The sequence below is a fragment of the Fibrella aestuarina BUZ 2 genome (assembly GCF_000331105.1).
Taxonomy (GTDB): domain Bacteria; phylum Bacteroidota; class Bacteroidia; order Cytophagales; family Spirosomataceae; genus Fibrella; species Fibrella aestuarina.
Genome location: NC_020054.1, coordinates 1 through 18,802, shown reverse-complemented (window position 1 = coordinate 18,802; position 18,802 = coordinate 1). Strand labels below are relative to the sequence as shown.

Here is an 18,802-nt window from a genome sequence, read left to right as displayed (position 1 = left end):
GCTTTGCGGTTCAGACTTCTTTTAAATCCGCGATCATCGCCAAAATCCACGTCATCCGCGTGCTCATTAAAAAATTATACCTCTACCAGCATCGCGCCGTAGGAATAGCCTCCACCGAAGACCGTAACCACGATGCGTTCACCGGGCTGGAACGAGTCCCAACGCTCAGACAGGGCGATGGCGCAACCGGCGCAGCCCGTATTGCCGAGGTATTGAATGTTTGAAATGAGTTTTTCTTCGGGTAGGCCCAGTGTCTGCATCACGTTCCGGCTGATGCGCAGGTTGGCCTGATGCGGCAACACATAATCGACATCGGCGGCGGTTAGGCCGAATTTGGCCAGAATCTGGAGGCTGGCTTTGGGCATATAGACACAGGCATTCTGGAAGACGTCGCGGCCATAGGGCATGATCACGCCCCGTTCCAGCGGCTGCAACACAACCGCTTCGACGGCTTTACCGGCATGCGCCGCGCCCCCGGTGAGCAGACCTTTGATCGTCAGATCCCGGTCCGACTGCCGTTCCCGCGTGATTAGCAGAGCCGCCGCGCCATCGCCCCACAGGTGGCCCGACACCGTATCGTCTTCGTTGTAATAGCCGGTGTTGTGTTCCGAAACGACCACCAGCGCCCGGGTAGCTTTGTTCAACGCAAAATAGCCTTCTACGATCTCGATGGCATTGAGCAGCGACGAGCAGGCCGATGACACCGAGACCGTCGGGATATCGGCAATGTTGAGGTGGTTCTGCACCACGTGAGCCAGCGTCACGATGGTATCATGCGGGGTGTACGTCGCGCCTACAATCAGATCAACGGTACTTAAGTCGGCTTTGGCCATGAGGTGGTTGACCACCTCGATCGACATTGTATTCGTGTTCTCGCCCGGTGCGGCTTTCCGGCGTTCACTAATACCTGTTCGGGTAGTAATCCATTCGTCTGATAGCCCGTTGAGCCGGGTAAAATGATCGTTACCAACTACTTGAGCAGGCAAATAGTGGCTAACTGCGTGAATAAACATGAGCCGATTTAACTTGGCCTACAAAGCCAACAACTGAATTGAAAGCGAAAGTTAAAGGCTTCTAAGAAAACGTGGTATGTATAATAGGTATTGTCCTATAAGGAATAGGTAAAATGCCATCAATCCGATTGAGCGGTCCATTCGTTACCGGCCACTTACCTTTTGCTTAGGCGCAGGCTTGGTGGTGGCGCTGGCCGCCGGTGCTTTGCTGGCTGCCTGCTTCCGGCTGAACTCGATAAAGTTGCCAATGTCTTCGGCGGGCAGGGCGCGGGCAATAATTTTCCGGTTCTTATCCAATACATAAACCGTCGGAGTACTGTATACGTCATACTGGCGGCGGAAGTCGATGCGCTGGCTGTGATCATAACCGTTGACCCAATTGGTCAGCTTGAACTCGCGGATAAACTTCTTCCAGTCGTCGGCCGAGTCCTCGATGGCCACCGCTACGACCTTCACGCCCTTGCCCGCGGGCGAGTCGGTAAACTGCTTCACCTTAGGGGCAGCTTCGCGGCAGTGACCGCAATGAGGGGCGTAGAAGAACATCACCGTGTAGTCGGCTCCGGTGGTAGCCTGCGCCAGGTTGATGGGCCGGGTGAGCGTATCGCCTACGACGGGCATCTGGAACGGCTTACCCACTTGCAACGGCTTCAGGATGGCGACGCGCTCGGTTAGGGTTTTGCGCGTGGTGGAGTCGAGGTTATCAAACTGCCCTTTCAGCCAGTAATTCTCCACGAGGTGAATAAACAGGCCGTCGGTGCCCAGCACTTTGGGGCGCTCATACTGGCTGGTCAGGTACCAGATGAGGTAATTACGCATGTCTTTGCTGGGGCCTGCCCGCTTGATGAGCATGTCGGCCTCCTTGGTGAGCGAGTCTACCTGCTGGAAGGTCAGCTCTTTGATGTAGCGATCGATGCGGGGCTGCAACAGCGAGGTGCGCAGCATCCGATCGTCGGTGAGGTCGAAGTTATCCCAGAAGTGATTCTTGTAGTAGTTGAACTGCCAGATCGAATCGGGGCGGCCGTTGGCGGCTTTGGGCGGCGCAGGTACGTCGGGGTCGGCCGAGGCGAGCAGAATTTTGCTGGTCAGGAGTTTGGGGTTCTTGGCCAGAAACTCTTTTCGATACGTAGCTGCTTCCGTTTGCAGGGCTTTCATCTGCTGCGCCGTTACGTCCGATTTGGGTAGCTTATCGAGCTTACCCATCTGGTCGAAAATACTTTTGAGCTTATGCTGATACCCATAAAACGCTGCATTCTCGACGGAGCCGGCACTTTTCAGGCTACCGATCAGGTCCGTCGTGTCGGTCTCGAAGCTGAATTGCTGCTCGGCCAGCATCAGGTCGAAGTATCGGCCTTTGGGCAGAACAACCAGATAGAGGCCTTCGGGAAGCTTCTTGCGGCTTTGGAACACGAAATTGCCACCGGCATCGACGCGGGCGGTATCTTTCGGCACGTAGTGAGTCGCATCATACTGGTAATGCGCCAACACAACGGTGGTATCTTTCAGGCCCCGAATGCGGCCAGCGATCCGATGCCCCTCGGGTGATTGGGCCGACGCCAACAGGGAGACAACCCCCAGGCCCAGCCCTAGCAACAGCATGCAGTAGTTACGTACGTTCATAGCACAAAGTTAACGGATATTGGGCGCTGTATATTGAAGAGTACCCTGCCGTAAGTGACCAGTCGTCAATATTCATTCCATGTTTTACATTCTCTCCAAATCGATTGGTTATTTTCTGACACCGGCGGGGTGGTTGCTGGGTACGTTGGTGGGTGCGTGGCTGCTGCCCCGGTATCGCCGTCGGCTCGTAGGTACGTCGCTGTTGCTGTTTTGTGTGTTGGGAAACAGCTATTTAGTCTATAATCAACTGGCTCCTCGCTGGGAAGTTGGCCCGATTCAACCGGTGCCCCAGCCAGTCGAAGGCAGCCCAACCGTTGCCGTGGTACTGACGGGAGGGATGATCAACACCAAACTGACGGTTACGCCCGCTCGTCCGCTGCTGGGGCAGCAGGCCGACCGGCTGGCGCAGGCGCTCTATCTGTACAAAACCGGGCGGGTGCAGAAGATTCTGATCAGCGGGGGCGAGAGCGGTCTGTTTTTCTACGGAACCGGTGCCGTGCAGGAAGGGCGAGCGGCCATGCAGTTTTTGCACCTGGCGGGCGTACCCACCCGCGATCTGCTCTGGGAAACGCGCTCCCGCAACACACAGGAAAATGCGCTCTTTTCGGCCCGGCTGCTTCGCCAGCACTACAAAACGGGCCAATGCGTGGTGGTTACGTCAGCGTTTCATATGCGGCGGGCATTGGCCTGCTTTGCGCGGGAAGGCATTACGGCTACGCCCTTTGCCGGGGCCTACATGCAGCAGCCGGGGCAGTTGGTGCTGGCCGACGTGCTGGTGCCCCACGAGCAGGCCTTTGCCGACGCCATGCACCTGCTCAAAGAATGGGTTGGGTACGTTACATACGCCGCGATGGGGTACGTCTGAATCAGTGCTGAGTGGGACGGAGCAAAACCGCTTAATTACAAAATTGCCTCAAAACAGGCGATTTAGACAATTTGACGCATTTTTGCCGTTGTCTGTTCGACTAAAAACTACCTGTATATGATCGCCTCGAAACGTCCAATTCTTGTTTTTTTGCTAACCAATGCTATTGCTCTTTCGCTCGTTTTCGCGCTGGTGGTGAGCTGTAAGAAAACCGAAGACCCCGGCACCGGCGGCTCTTCTAACCTGACCACGATACAAGGTAACTGGCGCCTGACGGCGCTCAACATTAACCCTGCTTTAATCTATCAGGGATTTCCGATATCAGAGTTGGTTAGTGGGTTGAATGGGTTGGAGGGTGGCTGTGTGGCCAACACTACGTTATCGTTCAATAACAATACCGTGACGAGTAACGCCGCATCAGTATCGGCCTGCGCCAACGCGACTCAGTCGAAACTGCTATTTAACACTTTTTTCGGCCCCTCAACTACGTACACGGAGACTGAAACCCAGGTGGTGCTTAAAGGAACCCAAACGGTGACCGCTACCAAAACGTTGGGAACGAACACGGCGACACTTGTAACCCAATTGAATGTAGACCCGCTAGGCCAGCCAACACCAACGTCCTACACGATGGTGCTGACGAAGCAGCAATAGACTGTGTGGTAAACAGTGCGTGGTGCGGGATGAATAAACAAGGCCCCTAAAAGCCAATGTATCGTTCATCCCGCACCACGCACTGTTTACTAGCAGGGCTATTCCGTTTCCAACTCGACGATGGTGTCAATAGCGTTGGCGGCGGGGGCGGTGGGCATGGTCAGGAGCACGCCGTCGGCGGTTTGGCTTACTTTCACGGCCTGTTTACTCCCGAAAATCCGGGCTGATTTGACCCGGGTTGGCAGGGTGGGCAGCGTCAGTTGGGCGTCGTTCCAATCGAGGATGTGCACGAAGACCCGCTTACCGTTGGCCGTTGTGACGCCCCAGGGACGTGGACCAACCGGCCCGCCGCGGGTGCCATAGACGGTTTCGCCAAACTGCTGCGTCCATTTACCCACTTCGGCCAGCGCGTTGACAAACTCCGGCTGAATTTTGCCGTTGGGCATCGGGCCCACGTTGAGCAGGAAATTGGCGTTACGCCCAGCGGCTTTCACCAGGTACCGAACCAGCTCTTTGGGCGACTTATAATGGTTGTCCCGCAGGTTAAAGCCCCAGGCCCCGTTGAGGGTCTCGCAGGTTTCGAGGGGAAGCTGGCTCACTTCGTTGGTGTTGTAGCCGAAGGTATTCTGGCCGGGCAGGTCGCGCTCAAACATCTGGAAATCTTCGCCGTCAAACGGGGCCACGTGGTGGTTGTTGCCGATCAGGGCGGCGGGTTGCAGCTTGTGAATGAGGTCGTAGGTACGTCGTAATTGCCAGTCGACTTTGGTGTCGCGGGTGCTTTTGTTCATCTCGTCTCTCGCCTGATCCCACCAGCCATCGAACCAAATACCGGCAATGGGACCATAGTCGCCACTTAGCAGCTCGGTCAGCTGGGCGTCCATGTAGCGCAGGTACGTGTCGAAATTGCCTTTTTCGGGGCGGCCAGTCCAGGTGCCGCCGGTTTTACCACGGGGGAAATAGTCGGGGTGGTGCCAGTCGAGGTGGGAGTGGTAAAAGAACAACTTGATGCCCTGGGCCTTGCACTCATCGGCCAGCATCTTCAGGGCGTCTTTCTTGTAGGGCGTAGCGTCGACGATGTTGTACGGGCTCACTTTGGAGTGCCACATAGCAAAGCCGTCGTGGTGTTTGCTGGTGATGGTGATGTAGCGCATGCCCGCATTTTTGGCCATACTTACCCAGGCTTTAGGATCAAATTGCGTCGGGTTGAAAAAGGTGGGTAACTTCTCGTAGTCTTTGATCGGAATCTGCTGGTTGTTCATAACCCACTCGCCATCACCGAGCTGACTGTAGACGCCCCAGTGAATGAAGAGGCCAAATTTGTCGTCTTGAAAGGCCTTACGGGCGGCCAGATTATCGGCCGTAGGCTGGTAGGATTGGGCGGCGGCCGACAGCGACCACAGGCTTAGCAGGACAAGTAACGTGCGCATAACAATGGGATTGGCTTTGCGCTGAAAAGCCGGCGCGCGGTTCGACTTACTTTTAACACCGCAGCGGGAGTTACTTTTCAAAACATATAAAGTCTATATAGAAACCTTTACTTATTTGCTTCAACAATATGGTAACACGAATGCTTTCGGCGCTGGTTGGTTTGAGTCTGGTCTTTGTCATGGGCTGTAAAAAGACCGATGACCCTGGCTCGGGAACCACCGACACAACCCCCACATCGTTGGTGGGTAACTGGAAGGTGACGGCTTTCAAGCTGGACCCTGCCTGGCCAAAAGTGGTGAACGGCTCCCCCGAGCAATTTACCGATTACCTCCAATACCTTAAGCGCATCAACGAGACCTGTCTGACCGATGTAACCTGGACGTTTGCGCAGGACGGCCGCTACACCACCAACAAGGAAAGCCTGCCCACCTGCGGCGCCAACGGCCCTAACTCGACGTTTATTGTCGATTACCTGGTCGACCCGAACGGGACGTACGTTGAATCGGCCAACCAACTGAAACTGATCGGAGCCGGTAATTTGACTAGCCTGCTTCTGACAAAAGCGTATGCGCCGGGTAATCTGGTCACACTACAGTGGAAAGACCAGGACCTCAGCAATCAGGGCGTTCAGACGACCTATACCATGACGCTGACAAAACAGTAATCGCGCTTAAAACCGATTCAGTACCCGTTCGACGCCGGGGACGTACCCGGCCCCAAACAGGTTGACGTGTACCAGCAGGGGGTATAAATTATAAATGGCGATGCGATCGGCAAAGCCCGGCTCAAGCGGAAAAAGCGCGTCGTAGGCTTCGTAAAAACGGGTGTCGAATCCACCGAACAGGTGCGTGAAAGCCAGTTCGGCTTCGCGAAAGCCATAGTACACCGCCGGATCGACCAGCGCCGGCTGGCCTTCTTCCGTTAGGAGCACGTTGCCTGTCCAAAGGTCGCCGTGAAGCAAGGCCGGCCGGTCAGGTGGTAGCAGGTCGGGCAGGCGATCGCGGAGCCGAAACAGCGCTTCGTAGGTCTGTTTGTCGAGCAGGCCGTTGTAGAGCGCCTGACCAGCTTGCGGCAGCAGCCGCTGCTCGAAAAAGAAGGTGTGGCCGTTTTCGGTAAGCGTGTTGCGTTGGGGCAACGAGCCGATGTAGTTGTCGTGGTCGAGGCCAAACAGTGGCTGCGTGTGGGCGTGTAGCTCGGCCAGTTGCTGCCCCAACTGCGTCCAGTAGGCGGCGCTGGCGTTGCGCAGCCCGGCCCCATCCGACTCAATAAACTCAAGAATCAGATACGCTTTGTCGCCTTGTTGGCCATACCCGATCAGGTTCGGGACGCGTAGGGTATGCGTCTGGCGCAGGCGCTCAAGCCCTTCGGCTTCGGCCCCAAACAGGTCACTCCCTTCTACCGACTGCCCGTCGGGTGTTTGGCGGCCCAGGTCGCTGCTTCGGGCGTGATTCCACTTCACGAAGAAGGTGCCTTCCGACGAAAACACCCGCGCTGCCGTGTTGATATCGCCGCCACTCAGAAACTGCGTATCGAGCACTTCCACGGATTGGCCCAGGTGCTGATACAGAATGGTCTCGAAAAAATCGGCTTGCTCGTTACCCCAAAACATAGGTTAGTGTGACGGATGAATGGTTAGCTGTGGCCTCGTAGGGCCTGAACAGGGGCGATGGTGCCACTAAGCCAGCCCGGCTCCGCTCTGGATACGTACCTGAGGCAGGCTTTGCGGATGTTCGTCGCGCAGGTACGTGATGAGCGCCTCGCGCAGGTGACAGCGCAGGTCAAAGGCCGACGGAGCATCGTTGGCCGACACCAGCACGCGGAGCACAATGCCCGTCGGGGTGGTGTCGGTGATCTGCACCACAAACACCTGTTCGTTCCAGAGCGGGTCGGCTTCGGCAATCTGCTTCGCTTTGTCGCGCACTTTGTCGATCGGGGTATTGTAGTCGAGGTAGAGCAGAATCGCCCCGGTAATGCTGGCGTCGGAGCGGGTCCAGTTCTGAAACGGGTTTTCCACGAAATACGTGATCGGCAGAATGAGCCGTCGTCGGTCCCAGAGCCGAACCACCACGTTGGTCAGGTTGATTTCTTCCACCCGCCCCCACTCGTTTTCGACCACCACGGCGTCGTCGAGCCGGATTTGCTGCGTGAAGGCGATCTGGATGCCCGCCAGCAGGTTGCCGAGCGATTTCTGGGCGGCAAAGCCCACCACCACCGATACGATACCGGCTGAGGTGAGCACGCTGGCCCCGAGTTTACGGCTTCCCTGGAAATTGAGCAGCAGCAGCGAGAAACTGACCAGCACCAGAATCGTCGAGATGATCCGCCGGATAAACTGCACCTGCGTAACAAACTTGCGCTGCGAGAGGTTGGTGTCGCTGCTGATGTCGTAACTGCGGACCATCAGCAGTTCGCCCAGTTTCAGCAGCCGCAACGCCAGCCAGGTGCTGGTGAGCAGAAATAACACCTCGGCGGCTTTGTCAGCTACGGGATGCCGCCGCAAGAATCGTTCGGGCTGAATGTTGGTGCCGGTGAGGAAAAACAGAGAGGGTAGCCAGAAATAAAAAGCCGTTCTGACATACCGGCGCAGCAAGACCAAAACCTGGTTATTCTTGCGCCGGGCAATCAGCCGGATAATCTGCGTGAGCACAAATGTGGTTGCCAGCCCTGCAATGACGGAGATGATCAGCAGGATCCAGCCCGATAGGTCGCGGTTGGGTACGTACCCAAACCAGCGAATAACGGCGCGTATCCAGACATCGATTTGTTGTTGCATAGCGTAAAGGTGGAAAATTTATGGTCGTTGGTGATCATTCATGGTCATCTGGCTTCGCCGTCATTGATGGTTTTACGACGAATGACCACCAATGGCAGCGAAGCCAGATGACCACATTCCCAGTTGTCTTCTGGTCGCTAACTCATTTTTCCAACCCGTCCAACGGGGGCTTTGTTATCTTTGGCATACGATTCAATCCGACTTACACGTTCTGATTGCTGACTGTTTTCCACTAAACGCTTCCGTTATCTTCTGTCTATGACCATCCTGCTTCAGGTTCCAACCACTTCGGCCTCAGCGGTGGCCGACTCGACCGCCAACGCTGCCAACGGAGCCGCTACCGTTACACAAAGTCTGGGTCTGTTTGATCTGGTAGCGAAAGGGGGGTGGGTTATGGTCCCGATTGCCTTCCTGTTCTTCGCCACTCTGTACCTGATTATCGAACGCCTGATCCTGATTCGGAAGCAAAGCCACATCGATGAGGGTTTCGTCGACAACGTCAAGGATATGCTCCTGCAAGGAAATATCAAATCGGCGGAATCGTTCTGCAAAAATCAACGCAACGCCGTTGGGCGCGTGTTTGAAAAAGCCGTTGGTCGGGTAGGAGTCGCGTCGAACAAAGAAATCGAAGGCACGATCGAAACCGTTGGGCAGATTGAAATCGCGCGCATGGAGCGAAATCTGGGCTACCTGGGGGTTATCGCTGGTATCGCGCCGATGCTCGGGTTTATCGGTACCATTTCCGGGATTATCCGCATTTTCTACGACATTTCGTTATCCGACAACATCAGCGTGGGGATCATCGCCGGTGGTCTGTACGAAAAAATGATTACCTCGGGCGGCGGTCTGATCGTGGGGGTTATTGCCTACACGGGCTACCACCTGCTCAATATGAACATCGAACGGTTTACGCTCAAGCTCGAAATGGCCGCTTTCGATTTCATGGAAGTGTTGCAAAAGCCAACCGAAACGGCCCGCGTTCGGTAAACGCTTCATTCGGACACGTACCCAGTACCGATCACGGTCACGGGTTGCTTGGCCCGAGGCTGAGCGCGATTCTATTCCGAACGACACATGGATAAGCTGAAAGTATCGACCGCGCAGTTTGAGCACCGCAGCGGCGACAAGAAATACAACCTGTCGGTTATCAATCGGCTGGCCGAGAAGGCGTCGAAAGAAGGCTCGCAGGTGATCGCGTTTCATGAGTGTTCCATCACCGGCTATACCTTTGCCCGGCAGTTGACCAAGCGCCAACTGCTTGATCTGGCTGAGTTTATTCCCGGTGGCGAAAGCATCGAAGCGCTGACGGACATTGCCAAACGCCACAACATTGCCGTGCTGGCCGGGCTGTTCGAGAAAGACGACGCCGACAAAATCTACAAGGCCTATGTCTGCGTGGATAAAAACGGGCTGGTAGCCAAGTACCGGAAGCTCCATCCGTTTATTAACCCGCACATCACGCCCGGCGACAGCTACTGCGTATTTGACCTGTATGGCTGGAAATGCGGCATACTGATCTGTTACGACAACAACGTGATCGAAAACGTGCGGGCGACCAAGCTGCTGGGTGCGCAGGTCATCTTCATGCCCCACGTAACCATGTGCACGCCCTCGACCCGGCCGGGCGCAGGGTTTGTGGAACCGTCGCTTTGGGAAAACCGCGAAGCTGACCCTACCTCGCTACGGCTCGAATTCGACGGGATGAAGGGCCGCGACTGGCTGATGAAGTGGCTGCCGGCCCGCGCCTACGACAACGCCATCTACGCCGTATTCTCGAATCCGATCGGGATGGACGACGATCAGTTGAAAAACGGCTGCTCGATGATTATCGACCCGTTTGGCGATATTCTGGCCGAGTGCCGCACCTTCGATGACAGTTTTGTAACGGCGACGCTGATACCGCAGAAATTGATTCAGGCGGGTGGCCACCGGTACATCAAAGCCCGCCGCCCAGACCTGTACCGCGATATTATCGGCAAAGAGCACCGGCCCGAACAGCGAGTTGTCTGGCTCGACGCCAACGAATAGCATTGAACCGGCTGCCCGTTAACGATGCGCAGCCACTGACTCTATTATCCATGAAACTCCGCCGGAAACGCAAATTTGCCGCCGAGGTAGCCACGTCGTCTCTGAACGACATTATGTTCTTCCTGCTGCTGTTCTTCCTGATCATCTCGACGGTAGCCAACCCCAACGTGATCAAGTTGTTATTGCCCAAAGCGTCGTCGTCGCAGCAATTGAGCAAGAAGCAGGTAACGCTGTCGGTCGATGCCAACAAGCAGTATTTTATCGATAAACAACCCGTCTCGAGCGAGAACCTCGAGGAAGAACTCAAGACGATCATGACGGGGATCGATGAACCCACCATCGTGGTTCGGTTTGACAAGACGCTGTCCGTGCAGGATCTGGTCGACGTACTGCAAACCGGCGCCAAGCTCAACATCAAAATGGTGATGGCGACGTCGAAATAAAGAGTAGGGTAAAGAGTGAACGAGCGAATGAGTGGACGAGTGACTGGCTGACGCAAACACAATCTGGCGTCAGCCAGTCACTTGTCCACTCATTCGCTCGTTAAAACCGATACTGCGTTCGAATCGTCAGGAGGTTGTCGGGTGCGTCCTGCGTGTAGCCGGTCAGGCGCGACGATTCGTTGATAGGTACGTCGTACCAGAAGACAACCTTGAGGTTTTCGTTCATGTAATACAGGTACCCGAAGCCGATGGTATCGTAGCGCAGGTCGGCCCAGCTGAACTTGTTGTCGATTTGTTGACCCGATACCTGTTTGTTGGGGTCGTACCAGTCATATTTGACGACAAGCTGGTGTTTGAGGCTGCCGAGGTGCTGAAGGTAGTAAAAATAGGCCCCATCGAACCGGCGCACATACAACGGCGCTGCCCCCGGTGCCGACACCGGGTTAGGAATAACGCCCGGCGTTTCGGTGCTGGCCTGTGTACTGGTTTGCCAGCCGCCAATGTACTCAGCCCTGAACTCGGTAAACCCCTTCCGGTTAGGAATGCGCAGTTGCAGATCGGCTCCGTAGTACTGACGCGGCAAAAACTGCCGCCCGATTACCGCCGAGGTGTCACGCACGAAAAGAGGGGCTGTCGACTCCACATTAGCCATCCGGTATGAGTTGTTGGTGTACCGGGCAATGCCCCCGAAATACCCCGACACACTACCCGCCAGTGTTGTGCCCGACTTGTTGAGACGCAGGGGTTTGAGCGCCAGCCGCGTGATGACGTCTTTGCGGGTATCATAATCTGATACGCTGGCCAGACCGGGACCGTTGAACAGGCCAACGTCCAGCTTGAACTGCCGAAGTGGATGCCCCGGTACGCGCGGCTCGAAGCTGATCATCGCGCCCAGGTCGCGTTCGGTACGCATCAGCAGTTGCGACATACGCCCCCGCTCCGGCGATTCGCGGTCACCCGAGCCGTAGTTGACCTCAAAGCCAAACGGGCGGGCAAACAGACCGGCTGTCAGATGAAAGAGGTTAAACCGGTTGTCGTACAGACGGCCCCAGAAATCGCGGGTTTGCATGCCCCGCTCGGTGCCGTCAAACTGAAAGACGAACAGCACTTTGGGCTGACCCTCGGGCGTGTAGCGGGCGTAATCGAGTCGGAGCCGCCCCCGCCGTACGCTGAATCGGTCATCGACCCCCGCCGGGAAGTCGCCGCCATTGAAGCTGCGCTGCCCCTCAGTCTGGCCGAGTTGGAACTGCGGCTGGATATAGCCCGAAATATTCAGGAATTCATAACGCCGCAGCAGGCCGATCAGCCGTTGGGTGGTGTCGATCTGACTTTCGGTGAGTCCCCCACGTTGTTGGGCCGCTACGTACCCGGCTGTCAGCAGCCAGAACCAGCCAGTAAGCAGGTATGAACAGGTACGTTTCCCGGACAAAATCATAGTGAATCAGATAAAGAGGTCCCTGCTCGCCCCCCGCCCGCTTGCCCGGTCAGTGGGTCAGGTACGTTCGGCGATTAACCCAGCAGCCAGCGGAACAGCATGAACAACGTAGCCGAGATCAGGATGGCCATCGGGAGCGTGAGCACCCAGGCGAGCAGAATGCTCTGGATCGTTTTGGCCTGTAGATTTTTGATGCCTTTGCTGGCCACCATTGACCCGGCAATCCCCGACGACAGTGCGTGCGTGGTACTCACCGGCAACGTAAACCACGACGCCAGACCGATGGTGGTTGCCGCCACGAGTTCGGCGGAGGCACCTTGCGCATAAGTAAGGTGTGACTTACCAATCTTCTCCCCCACCGTAACCACGATGCGTTTCCAGCCCACCATTGTGCCAAAGCCCAGCGAGAGCGAGATGGCCAGAATGACCCAGAAGGGTGCGTGGTCGGTGAAGCGGCGAATGCCTTTTTCTTCCTTAACCGCCGTAGCCTGCAAGGCTTCTTTGTCGGCCTCGCTGAGCTTCACGTCTTCGCTGGCGATCAGCTTTTTGCTGTTGCTGCTGATGGTCAGCAGGGCTTTGCGGATCAGGAGGGCGTCTTTTTGCTCGAACTGGTTGGCCTCGACTACCGGCGTGAGGTTGGCGATGCTCGTGTTGATCTTCTGGAAACGCTCCAAATCACTATCCGAGAGCTGGGTCGTGTCAATCCGGGCGACAATCTGCTGTACCTTGACCAGATCGGGCTTCAGTTCGGCAATGTCGATTTTGTTGTTGATGGCGAAGAAGGCGGGCAGCACCCCAATCAGGATGAGCATCACCAGCCCGATGCCTTTCTGGCCGTCGTTGCGCCCGTGGAAGAAGCTAACCAACGTGCAGGTGGTAATGAGCAGGCCCCGAATCCACATCGGTGGCTGTTCGCCCGGCACCGGTTCGTCGAAAATCTGCTTCCGCACCTGCTTGTTGAGGGCGCGGCGCAGCATAAACATGAGCACCACCGCCATACTGAAGCCAACCAGCGGCGACAGAAACAGCGCCATGAAAATCTCTTTGGCTTTGTCCCAGTTGACGGCGGCTACACCCGTGGTGTTCTCAGGCAGGAGCGCATAGCCCAACCCTACGCCCAGAATGGCGCCGATGAGTGTGTGAGAGCTGGAAGCGGGCAGGCCAAAATACCAGGTGCCGAAGTTCCAGATGATGGCTGAGAAGAGCAGCGCCAGCACCATGGCGATGCTGTGATACACATTCTGATCGATGAGCAACTCGACCGGAAGCAGGTTGACGATGCTCATACCAACCCCGACGCCCCCGGTAATTACACCGATAAAGTTGACGATGCCCGACCACACAACGGCCTGCGTGGGTTGGAGCGAATTGGTATAGATGACGGTGGCAACGGCGTTGGCGGTGTCGTGAAAGCCGTTAATGAATTCAAATGCGAGGGCTGCTAAAAAACAGAAAGCAAGCAGAATAAAAACGCCGGTTTCTAAGCCGAACATACTGACTGACAATTAGTTAAATGATATATTGGTGTACTTGTGCCGCAAAGTTCAGGGGAATAGTCGGGCTATAAAATCACGAAGCATTAAGAAATTGTTATGTTGTTAACATTAGGGTAATATTTCGATAATAATGTACGCTGATTACTCAAAGGCTTGAGTAGTAATACGATGTAACGCAAAAATCCCTGCCACGTCGTCGTATAGGGCGTGGCAGGGACGTTGTAAGGCAATAAAGTAGCTGGCTTTACACAGGCTGATCAGTTTCGGGCTTTTTGCCCAATACATCGTCAATGGCTTGTTCGGCGTTGGGGAAGTTGGCTTTGAACACCTCGGCGAGTTGTGCTCTGAGCTTGTCGAAATACTCAGGGGCATTGTCCATGGCGGTTTCCGCTTCAGCCTTCAGTTCCGACCCTTTTGCTTTCAGATCGCTCATCATTTTTTCACCCTCTTCGGTTTGCAGGTATTTGTTAAGGGCAACTCCGGCGGCGGCTCCCAAAATGAACGTGGCTAAGTGTTTGGCGTTGACGGACATAGTGTGTTCCTGTTTAGTTTAGTACGAACCTAGGCGTTTCGGGGCAAAGTCGCAATGACTAACTGTGACGTCGCCCCAAACAGAGGGAATTGGGCCACTGGGTGGCATAAAAGTTATTGAATCACTTCTTTGCGACCTTTGCGCCGAACCCCGGTTGTGGGTAGTGTCCATGAAACGCATCCTTAAACGAATTGGCCTGGTCTTGCTCGTTGCCCTGCTGGGCCTCGCTATCTGGCAACACGAACTCATCAGTTACGGCTACATGCAGGCCAAAGGGCAACTGCATATCATGCTCAACACCCGCCCCGTAGCCGAGGTACTGGCCGACGCCAACGTACCTGACTCGGCCAAAGTGAAGATCCGGCTGATTGGCGAAATCAAGCAGTTTGCGCAGGATTCGCTCGGCCTTGACCCGTCGGAGAACTTCACCACTTTTCATGATCAGGAAGGTAAACCGCTCATGTGGATGCTGGTCGGGTCGGATCGGTACGCGTTAACGCCAGTTCAATTCTCAATTCCGCTGCTTGGCACGTTTGCCTATAGGGGCTTTTTCGATAAAACCCGACTTTTGGAAGCTGATAGTCTGCTGCGGAAGCAAGGGTATGACACCCGCATCAGCGGCATCGCGGCCTACTCAACGCTCGGTTTTTTCAAAGACCCGATTCTGTCGAGCATGCTGAGCCGCAACGAAGGCGATCTGGCTCAGTTGATCATTCATGAGCTAACGCACGGTACGTTATTCATAAAAGATAACCTGGAGTACAACGAAAACCTCGCAGATTTCGTAGGTGACTACGGTGCCGAGCGATTCATGGCCTACAAGTACGGCGATACGTCGGCTGTATACCGCGATTATCGGGCCGGGCTGGCCTTTTGGGAACGGTATACGCAACATGTGGTGCGGGGTAGCCAGCTACTCGACAAGATTTATAGAGCGTTTAAACCGACGACGCCCGTGGCTGTCAAAGAAGCAATGAAGTGGAAAACCATCGGGCAAATCGTGACGGCCGCCGACACCATTACCGACGAACGATCGGCCAACCGTTTGCCGCAAAGACGGGTCTCTACACAAAGCAAACTGCCCAACAACGCTTATTTTGTTAGTTATTTAACGTATCGAAAACAGCAGAACCGCTTCAAAACAGAGTTTGTTACTCAATTTAACAGCGACTTTCCGCGTTATTTACGACACCTGAAACAAACCTATCCTTCGCTGTAACGGACTGATTGCCATGAAAAAAACAGGAATCATTCTGAGTCTTTCCGCCTTGTTACTGGCCGTCGTTGCGTTCACGACGGCCCATACTTACCGCCGGGTAGTGAACACAAGTTTCGGACCGGGCGAACATATCGAATATCGGGTCCACTACGGATTCATCAATGCCGCCGAAGCCGTTGTTGACGTGGCGCCGGCGCTCTATAACGTCAACAGCCGACCCTGCTATCAGGTCAACGTGTTTGGGCGTACAACCGGCGCGTTTGACCTCGTTACACGGGTACGCGACACCTGGCGGTCTTACATTGATACATCGGCGATTCTGCCGCAGAAGTTTTACACCAACATTCAGGAGAACAAGTACCGGAAGGAGGAAAACATGACCTTCAACCACAGCGCCAACACGGTGAAAGCCGAGGAACGCACGGAGAAAGACTTGTTCAAAGTGCCTGATAATGTGCACGATGTGGTCAGTAGCTACTATTTCCTGCGCACCATCGATTTCAACCGCCTACCTGTCGGCTCGACGATCGAAGTACCGGCGTTCTACGACGATACGGTTTATAACATGAAAGTGCGGTACCGGGGAAAAGAGCGGATCAAGACCAAATTTGGCAAGATCAATTCCATCAAGCTAAGCCCGATTATGGCCACGAACGGCTTCTTTAAAGGGGAAGATGCGCTGCTGGTCTGGGTATCCGACGATGGCAATAAGGTGCCCCTCAAGGTAGAAGTGGAACTGGCGATCGGCTCGCTCGAAATGGATATCCGAAGCTACGGCGGCCTGAAACAGCCCATGCGCTTCAACTAATAAGCCCTAGTAAACCCTATAGGTTTTCAAAACCTATAAGGTTTGAATATCGTCTGGCGAAGTAGCCGAGTCCACCGCTCCACCGCTGTCAGCCGGTTCCAGCTAAGTTGCAGGTAGGGGGCAGGCGTAGCGCCAAAGCTTTCGTAAAACTGCACGACGCCTGGTTGATCAGGGCTTTCGAAATCAAACAAGCCGGTTGGACTCAGCCGGCTTATTGCGCGTTGGATGGACTGGTCGATCAAAATCGTGCGGGCGTTGAGGCGACGCCCCTCGGCATCGGCTGCATTGAAGAGGTAGATCATGCGCCCGTGCTGTTCGGCAAAGAACGCGCCCGCTACAGGTACGTTATCCGCGTAAGCATAGTGCAACGTACCCAGGCCACGCGCTTGCAAGGCCACAAACAGCCGAGTAAACAGCGGATAAGCCCATTTGCCAACGCCGATAGCAGCGGCGTGGTTTTCCCGAAACAAGGTCAGCAACGGTTGCACGTCGGTCGATTCCGTTACGCGCCAGCCCGGCGTCTGGGCGACGCGTCGATGCGCCCGGCGCAGGTTCATGCGGCGGTCGGCGGTGTAGTTTGGCACGGCGCCATCAAGAGCAAGCACGTGCGTCTGTAACAGCCGCTGCTGCACATAGCCAGGTACGTTGGGAAGTAGGGTGGTCAATGCCAGGCAAAGACGGCTGGCATACCGATAGCGCTTCAGGAGGGCTTCGAGAAAAGGCACCGGGTCGACGGGCTGCGCTGAGAAAATCGCCACGAACTGGCAAAACAGCGGCTGATACACCACCCACTGGCCCCAACGACGGCGGAGCGGCACCGGCAACACGGCCGTATAGTGCCCATCGGTATCTACCGCTACCAGCCCTTCCCAGCACCAGCGGGGCCCCTCAGGTACGTTCGTGACGGCGTCGAGGTACCAGCTATGGCCGTAGAGCAGCGCGTTGTGAGCCGCAGCCACGCACCGATCCCACTCAGGTACGTTGATTTGGTCGCGGTTGAGGAAAACAAGAGCCATATCGGGTTAGGCACAGTCGAATAGGCGTACCAATGATCAACGCGAAACGGCAGGCGTCAACCGCCTTACTTGAAATACGCCTTCAGCTTGGCGATTTCTTCTTTGGTGTCGGGCTTCTCCTTCAACAGATCATTAACGATCTGAATGGCGTGGATGACGGTGCTATGGTCACGCCCGCCGAAATGGTAACCAATCGACTTCAGCGACAGCTCGGTGAGCTCTTTGGCCAGGTACATCGCTACCTGCCGTGGGTAGACCACCTCACGTTTGCGGCTCTTGGCTTTCAGGTCGGCAATGGAAATGTTGTAGAAATCGGCCACCAGTTCCTGCACCGTGTCGATGTTGATCTCCTTCTCGTCGTTCTGCACGATGTTGCGGAGCGTCATTTTGGCCAGATCCAGGTCGATTTCGCGGCGGTTGAGCGAGGCTTGCGCCATCAGCGACACCACTACGCCTTCCAGCTCGCGTACGTTGGTGTTGATGCTGTGCGCCAGGTATTCGATCACGCTGTCGTCGATATAAACACCTTCAGCCTGCAACTTCTTCTGGATGATGGCGATGCGCGTTTCCAGATCGGGCGTTTGCAGGTCGGTGGTGAGGCCCCATTTGAAGCGCGACAGCAACCGGTCGTCGAGGCCGTCGAGCGCGCGCGGAGGCCGGTCCGACGTCATAATGATCTGCTTACCCGACTGATGCAGGTGGTTGAAGATGTGGAAAAAGATGTCCTGCGTTTTCTCTTTCTTCTGCAAAAACTGCACGTCGTCGATCACCAGCACATCGACCTGCATGTAGAACTGGCTGAAATCGCGCATTGAATCGCCTTTAATGGCGTTCAGAAACTGGTTCGTGAACTTCTCCGACGTCACGTACAGCACAAACTTGTCCTGATTGGTATTCTTGATGTAGTTGCCAATTGCCTGCACCAGGTGCGTTTTTCCCAGCCCTACGCCGCCGTAGATCATCAGCGGGTTGAACGAGGTCACGCCGGGCCGGGCCGCCACCGCATAGCCCGCGTTGCGCGCCAGCCGGTTGCAGTCGCCTTCCACGTAGTTGTCGAACGTGTACGACGGATTGAGGTACGAGTCGAGCGTGAGCGAATCGAGGTCTTTAAGCTGAAAGGGTGACCGCAAAATATCGGGGCTGACGTTGTCGGGTTTGGCCGATTGCGGGCTTTTGGTGGTGGGCATGTTCACCGCGATGGGGCGGTTTTTTTCATCGCCCTGATCCACCACAATCGAATATTCGAGTTGCCCGTCGCGCCCAATGGCGGCGTCGAGTGCCTTCCGGATGGCATGCACGAAGTTTTCTTCGAGCCATTCGTAGAAGAACACGCTGGGGACCTGAATGGTGAGCACCTTCCCGTACAGATGCAGCGGCACAATGGGCTCGAACCAGGTTTTATAGCTGGCTTCGGGCACAATTTCCTGGATAACGCGCAGGCAGTTGGCCCAGACTAGCTGAACCTCGCGTTGCAT

The 18,802-nt window shown here is 55.5% G+C and carries 18 protein-coding genes; 8 read left to right on the top strand and 10 right to left on the bottom strand.

What is annotated here, in order from left to right:
- Positions 1-74 precede the first annotated feature (74 nt).
- Both FAES_RS00090 and FAES_RS00085 read right to left on the bottom strand, forming a co-directional pair.
- Entirely contained in the window at positions 75-1,013 is a 939-nt protein-coding gene (locus tag FAES_RS00090; protein WP_015329132.1) for a 3-oxoacyl-ACP synthase III family protein, read from the bottom strand.
- Positions 1,014-1,157: 144 nt separating this feature from the next.
- A complete protein-coding gene (locus tag FAES_RS00085; RefSeq protein ID WP_015329131.1) occupies positions 1,158-2,630 on the bottom strand; it encodes a thioredoxin-like domain-containing protein in 1,473 nt (490 codons plus the stop codon).
- 79 nt (positions 2,631-2,709) lie between these two features.
- Between FAES_RS00085 and FAES_RS00080 the strand changes: the two genes are divergently transcribed.
- Both FAES_RS00080 and FAES_RS00075 read left to right on the top strand, forming a co-directional pair.
- Entirely contained in the window at positions 2,710-3,495 is a 786-nt protein-coding gene (locus tag FAES_RS00080) for a YdcF family protein (protein WP_015329130.1), read from the top strand.
- A gap of 117 nt (positions 3,496-3,612) precedes the next feature.
- Positions 3,613-4,149 (top strand): hypothetical protein, encoded by a 537-nt coding sequence (locus FAES_RS00075; RefSeq protein ID WP_015329129.1) that lies wholly within the window; start codon positions 3,613-3,615, stop codon positions 4,147-4,149.
- Positions 4,150-4,247: 98 nt separating this feature from the next.
- On the opposite strand, the gene FAES_RS00070 is transcribed toward FAES_RS00075, so the two are convergent.
- On the bottom strand, positions 4,248-5,576 hold the full coding sequence (locus FAES_RS00070; RefSeq protein ID WP_015329128.1) for an alpha-L-fucosidase: 1,329 nt from the start codon (positions 5,574-5,576) through the stop codon (positions 4,248-4,250).
- Positions 5,577-5,704: 128 nt separating this feature from the next.
- Here FAES_RS00070 and FAES_RS00065 point away from each other — a divergent pair, with 128 nt between their 5' ends.
- Positions 5,705-6,241, top strand: coding sequence for a hypothetical protein (locus FAES_RS00065; protein WP_015329127.1), 537 nt, complete (start codon positions 5,705-5,707; stop codon positions 6,239-6,241).
- A gap of 6 nt (positions 6,242-6,247) precedes the next feature.
- Here the strand turns inward: FAES_RS00065 and FAES_RS00060 are convergent, their stop codons facing one another.
- Together FAES_RS00060 and FAES_RS00055 are read right to left on the bottom strand one after the other, a co-directional pair.
- Positions 6,248-7,186 (bottom strand): fructosamine kinase family protein, encoded by a 939-nt coding sequence (locus tag FAES_RS00060; RefSeq protein ID WP_015329126.1) that lies wholly within the window; start codon positions 7,184-7,186, stop codon positions 6,248-6,250.
- A 66-nt stretch (positions 7,187-7,252) separates the two neighbouring features.
- Positions 7,253-8,350 (bottom strand): mechanosensitive ion channel family protein, encoded by a 1,098-nt coding sequence (locus FAES_RS00055; RefSeq protein WP_015329125.1) that lies wholly within the window; start codon positions 8,348-8,350, stop codon positions 7,253-7,255.
- A gap of 258 nt (positions 8,351-8,608) precedes the next feature.
- Here FAES_RS00055 and FAES_RS00050 point away from each other — a divergent pair, with 258 nt between their 5' ends.
- From FAES_RS00050 to FAES_RS00040, 3 genes are all read left to right on the top strand, one after another.
- Positions 8,609-9,337, top strand: a complete 729-nt coding sequence (locus tag FAES_RS00050; RefSeq protein ID WP_015329124.1) for a MotA/TolQ/ExbB proton channel family protein — start codon at positions 8,609-8,611, stop codon at positions 9,335-9,337.
- Positions 9,338-9,424: 87 nt separating this feature from the next.
- Complete coding sequence (locus tag FAES_RS00045) at positions 9,425-10,378, top strand: nitrilase family protein (protein WP_015329123.1); 954 nt, start codon at positions 9,425-9,427, stop codon at positions 10,376-10,378.
- A gap of 50 nt (positions 10,379-10,428) precedes the next feature.
- A complete protein-coding gene (locus FAES_RS00040) occupies positions 10,429-10,821 on the top strand; it encodes an ExbD/TolR family protein (protein WP_015329122.1) in 393 nt (130 codons plus the stop codon).
- 100 nt (positions 10,822-10,921) lie between these two features.
- Here the strand turns inward: FAES_RS00040 and FAES_RS00035 are convergent, their stop codons facing one another.
- From FAES_RS00035 to FAES_RS00025, 3 genes are all read right to left on the bottom strand, one after another.
- The gene (locus tag FAES_RS00035) at positions 10,922-12,256 is read right to left on the bottom strand and encodes a putative porin (protein ID WP_015329121.1); all 1,335 of its coding nucleotides are present in this window, start codon (positions 12,254-12,256) and stop codon (positions 10,922-10,924) included.
- A gap of 74 nt (positions 12,257-12,330) precedes the next feature.
- Positions 12,331-13,749: an inorganic phosphate transporter gene (locus FAES_RS00030; protein WP_015329120.1), complete on the bottom strand. Its 1,419-nt coding sequence runs from the start codon at positions 13,747-13,749 to the stop codon at positions 12,331-12,333.
- A gap of 247 nt (positions 13,750-13,996) precedes the next feature.
- The gene (locus tag FAES_RS00025) at positions 13,997-14,284 is read right to left on the bottom strand and encodes a YtxH domain-containing protein (RefSeq protein WP_015329119.1); all 288 of its coding nucleotides are present in this window, start codon (positions 14,282-14,284) and stop codon (positions 13,997-13,999) included.
- 169 nt (positions 14,285-14,453) lie between these two features.
- On the opposite strand from FAES_RS00025, the gene FAES_RS00020 reads away from it, so the two are divergent.
- Positions 14,454-15,503: an aminopeptidase gene (locus FAES_RS00020; protein ID WP_015329118.1), complete on the top strand. Its 1,050-nt coding sequence runs from the start codon at positions 14,454-14,456 to the stop codon at positions 15,501-15,503.
- A 13-nt stretch (positions 15,504-15,516) separates the two neighbouring features.
- A complete protein-coding gene (locus FAES_RS00015; RefSeq protein ID WP_015329117.1) occupies positions 15,517-16,311 on the top strand; it encodes a DUF3108 domain-containing protein in 795 nt (264 codons plus the stop codon).
- Positions 16,312-16,337: 26 nt separating this feature from the next.
- Here the strand turns inward: FAES_RS00015 and FAES_RS00010 are convergent, their stop codons facing one another.
- Positions 16,338-17,327, bottom strand: a complete 990-nt coding sequence (locus FAES_RS00010; protein ID WP_015329116.1) for a GNAT family N-acetyltransferase — start codon at positions 17,325-17,327, stop codon at positions 16,338-16,340.
- A 65-nt stretch (positions 17,328-17,392) separates the two neighbouring features.
- On the bottom strand, positions 17,393-18,802 hold a 1,410-nt coding region (gene dnaA, locus FAES_RS00005; protein WP_015329115.1), incomplete at its 5' end, for a chromosomal replication initiator protein DnaA.

Excerpts from the sequence above, each read along its gene's own strand:
- FAES_RS00090 (WP_015329132.1), bottom strand. The coding sequence starts at position 1,013 with ATGTTTATTCACGCAGTTAGCCACTATTTGCCTGCTCAAGTAGTTGGT.
- FAES_RS00085 (WP_015329131.1), bottom strand. The coding sequence starts at position 2,630 with ATGAACGTACGTAACTACTGCATGCTGTTGCTAGGGCTGGGCCTGGGG.
- FAES_RS00080 (WP_015329130.1), top strand. The coding sequence starts at position 2,710 with ATGTTTTACATTCTCTCCAAATCGATTGGTTATTTTCTGACACCGGCG.
- FAES_RS00075 (WP_015329129.1), top strand. The coding sequence starts at position 3,613 with ATGATCGCCTCGAAACGTCCAATTCTTGTTTTTTTGCTAACCAATGCT.
- FAES_RS00070 (WP_015329128.1), bottom strand. The coding sequence starts at position 5,576 with ATGCGCACGTTACTTGTCCTGCTAAGCCTGTGGTCGCTGTCGGCCGCC.
- FAES_RS00065 (WP_015329127.1), top strand. The coding sequence starts at position 5,705 with ATGGTAACACGAATGCTTTCGGCGCTGGTTGGTTTGAGTCTGGTCTTT.
- FAES_RS00060 (WP_015329126.1), bottom strand. The coding sequence starts at position 7,186 with ATGTTTTGGGGTAACGAGCAAGCCGATTTTTTCGAGACCATTCTGTAT.
- FAES_RS00055 (WP_015329125.1), bottom strand. The coding sequence starts at position 8,350 with ATGCAACAACAAATCGATGTCTGGATACGCGCCGTTATTCGCTGGTTT.
- FAES_RS00050 (WP_015329124.1), top strand. The coding sequence starts at position 8,609 with ATGACCATCCTGCTTCAGGTTCCAACCACTTCGGCCTCAGCGGTGGCC.
- FAES_RS00045 (WP_015329123.1), top strand. The coding sequence starts at position 9,425 with ATGGATAAGCTGAAAGTATCGACCGCGCAGTTTGAGCACCGCAGCGGC.
- FAES_RS00040 (WP_015329122.1), top strand. The coding sequence starts at position 10,429 with ATGAAACTCCGCCGGAAACGCAAATTTGCCGCCGAGGTAGCCACGTCG.
- FAES_RS00035 (WP_015329121.1), bottom strand. The coding sequence starts at position 12,256 with ATGATTTTGTCCGGGAAACGTACCTGTTCATACCTGCTTACTGGCTGG.
- FAES_RS00030 (WP_015329120.1), bottom strand. The coding sequence starts at position 13,749 with ATGTTCGGCTTAGAAACCGGCGTTTTTATTCTGCTTGCTTTCTGTTTT.
- FAES_RS00025 (WP_015329119.1), bottom strand. The coding sequence starts at position 14,284 with ATGTCCGTCAACGCCAAACACTTAGCCACGTTCATTTTGGGAGCCGCC.
- FAES_RS00020 (WP_015329118.1), top strand. The coding sequence starts at position 14,454 with ATGAAACGCATCCTTAAACGAATTGGCCTGGTCTTGCTCGTTGCCCTG.
- FAES_RS00015 (WP_015329117.1), top strand. The coding sequence starts at position 15,517 with ATGAAAAAAACAGGAATCATTCTGAGTCTTTCCGCCTTGTTACTGGCC.
- FAES_RS00010 (WP_015329116.1), bottom strand. The coding sequence starts at position 17,327 with ATGGCTCTTGTTTTCCTCAACCGCGACCAAATCAACGTACCTGAGTGG.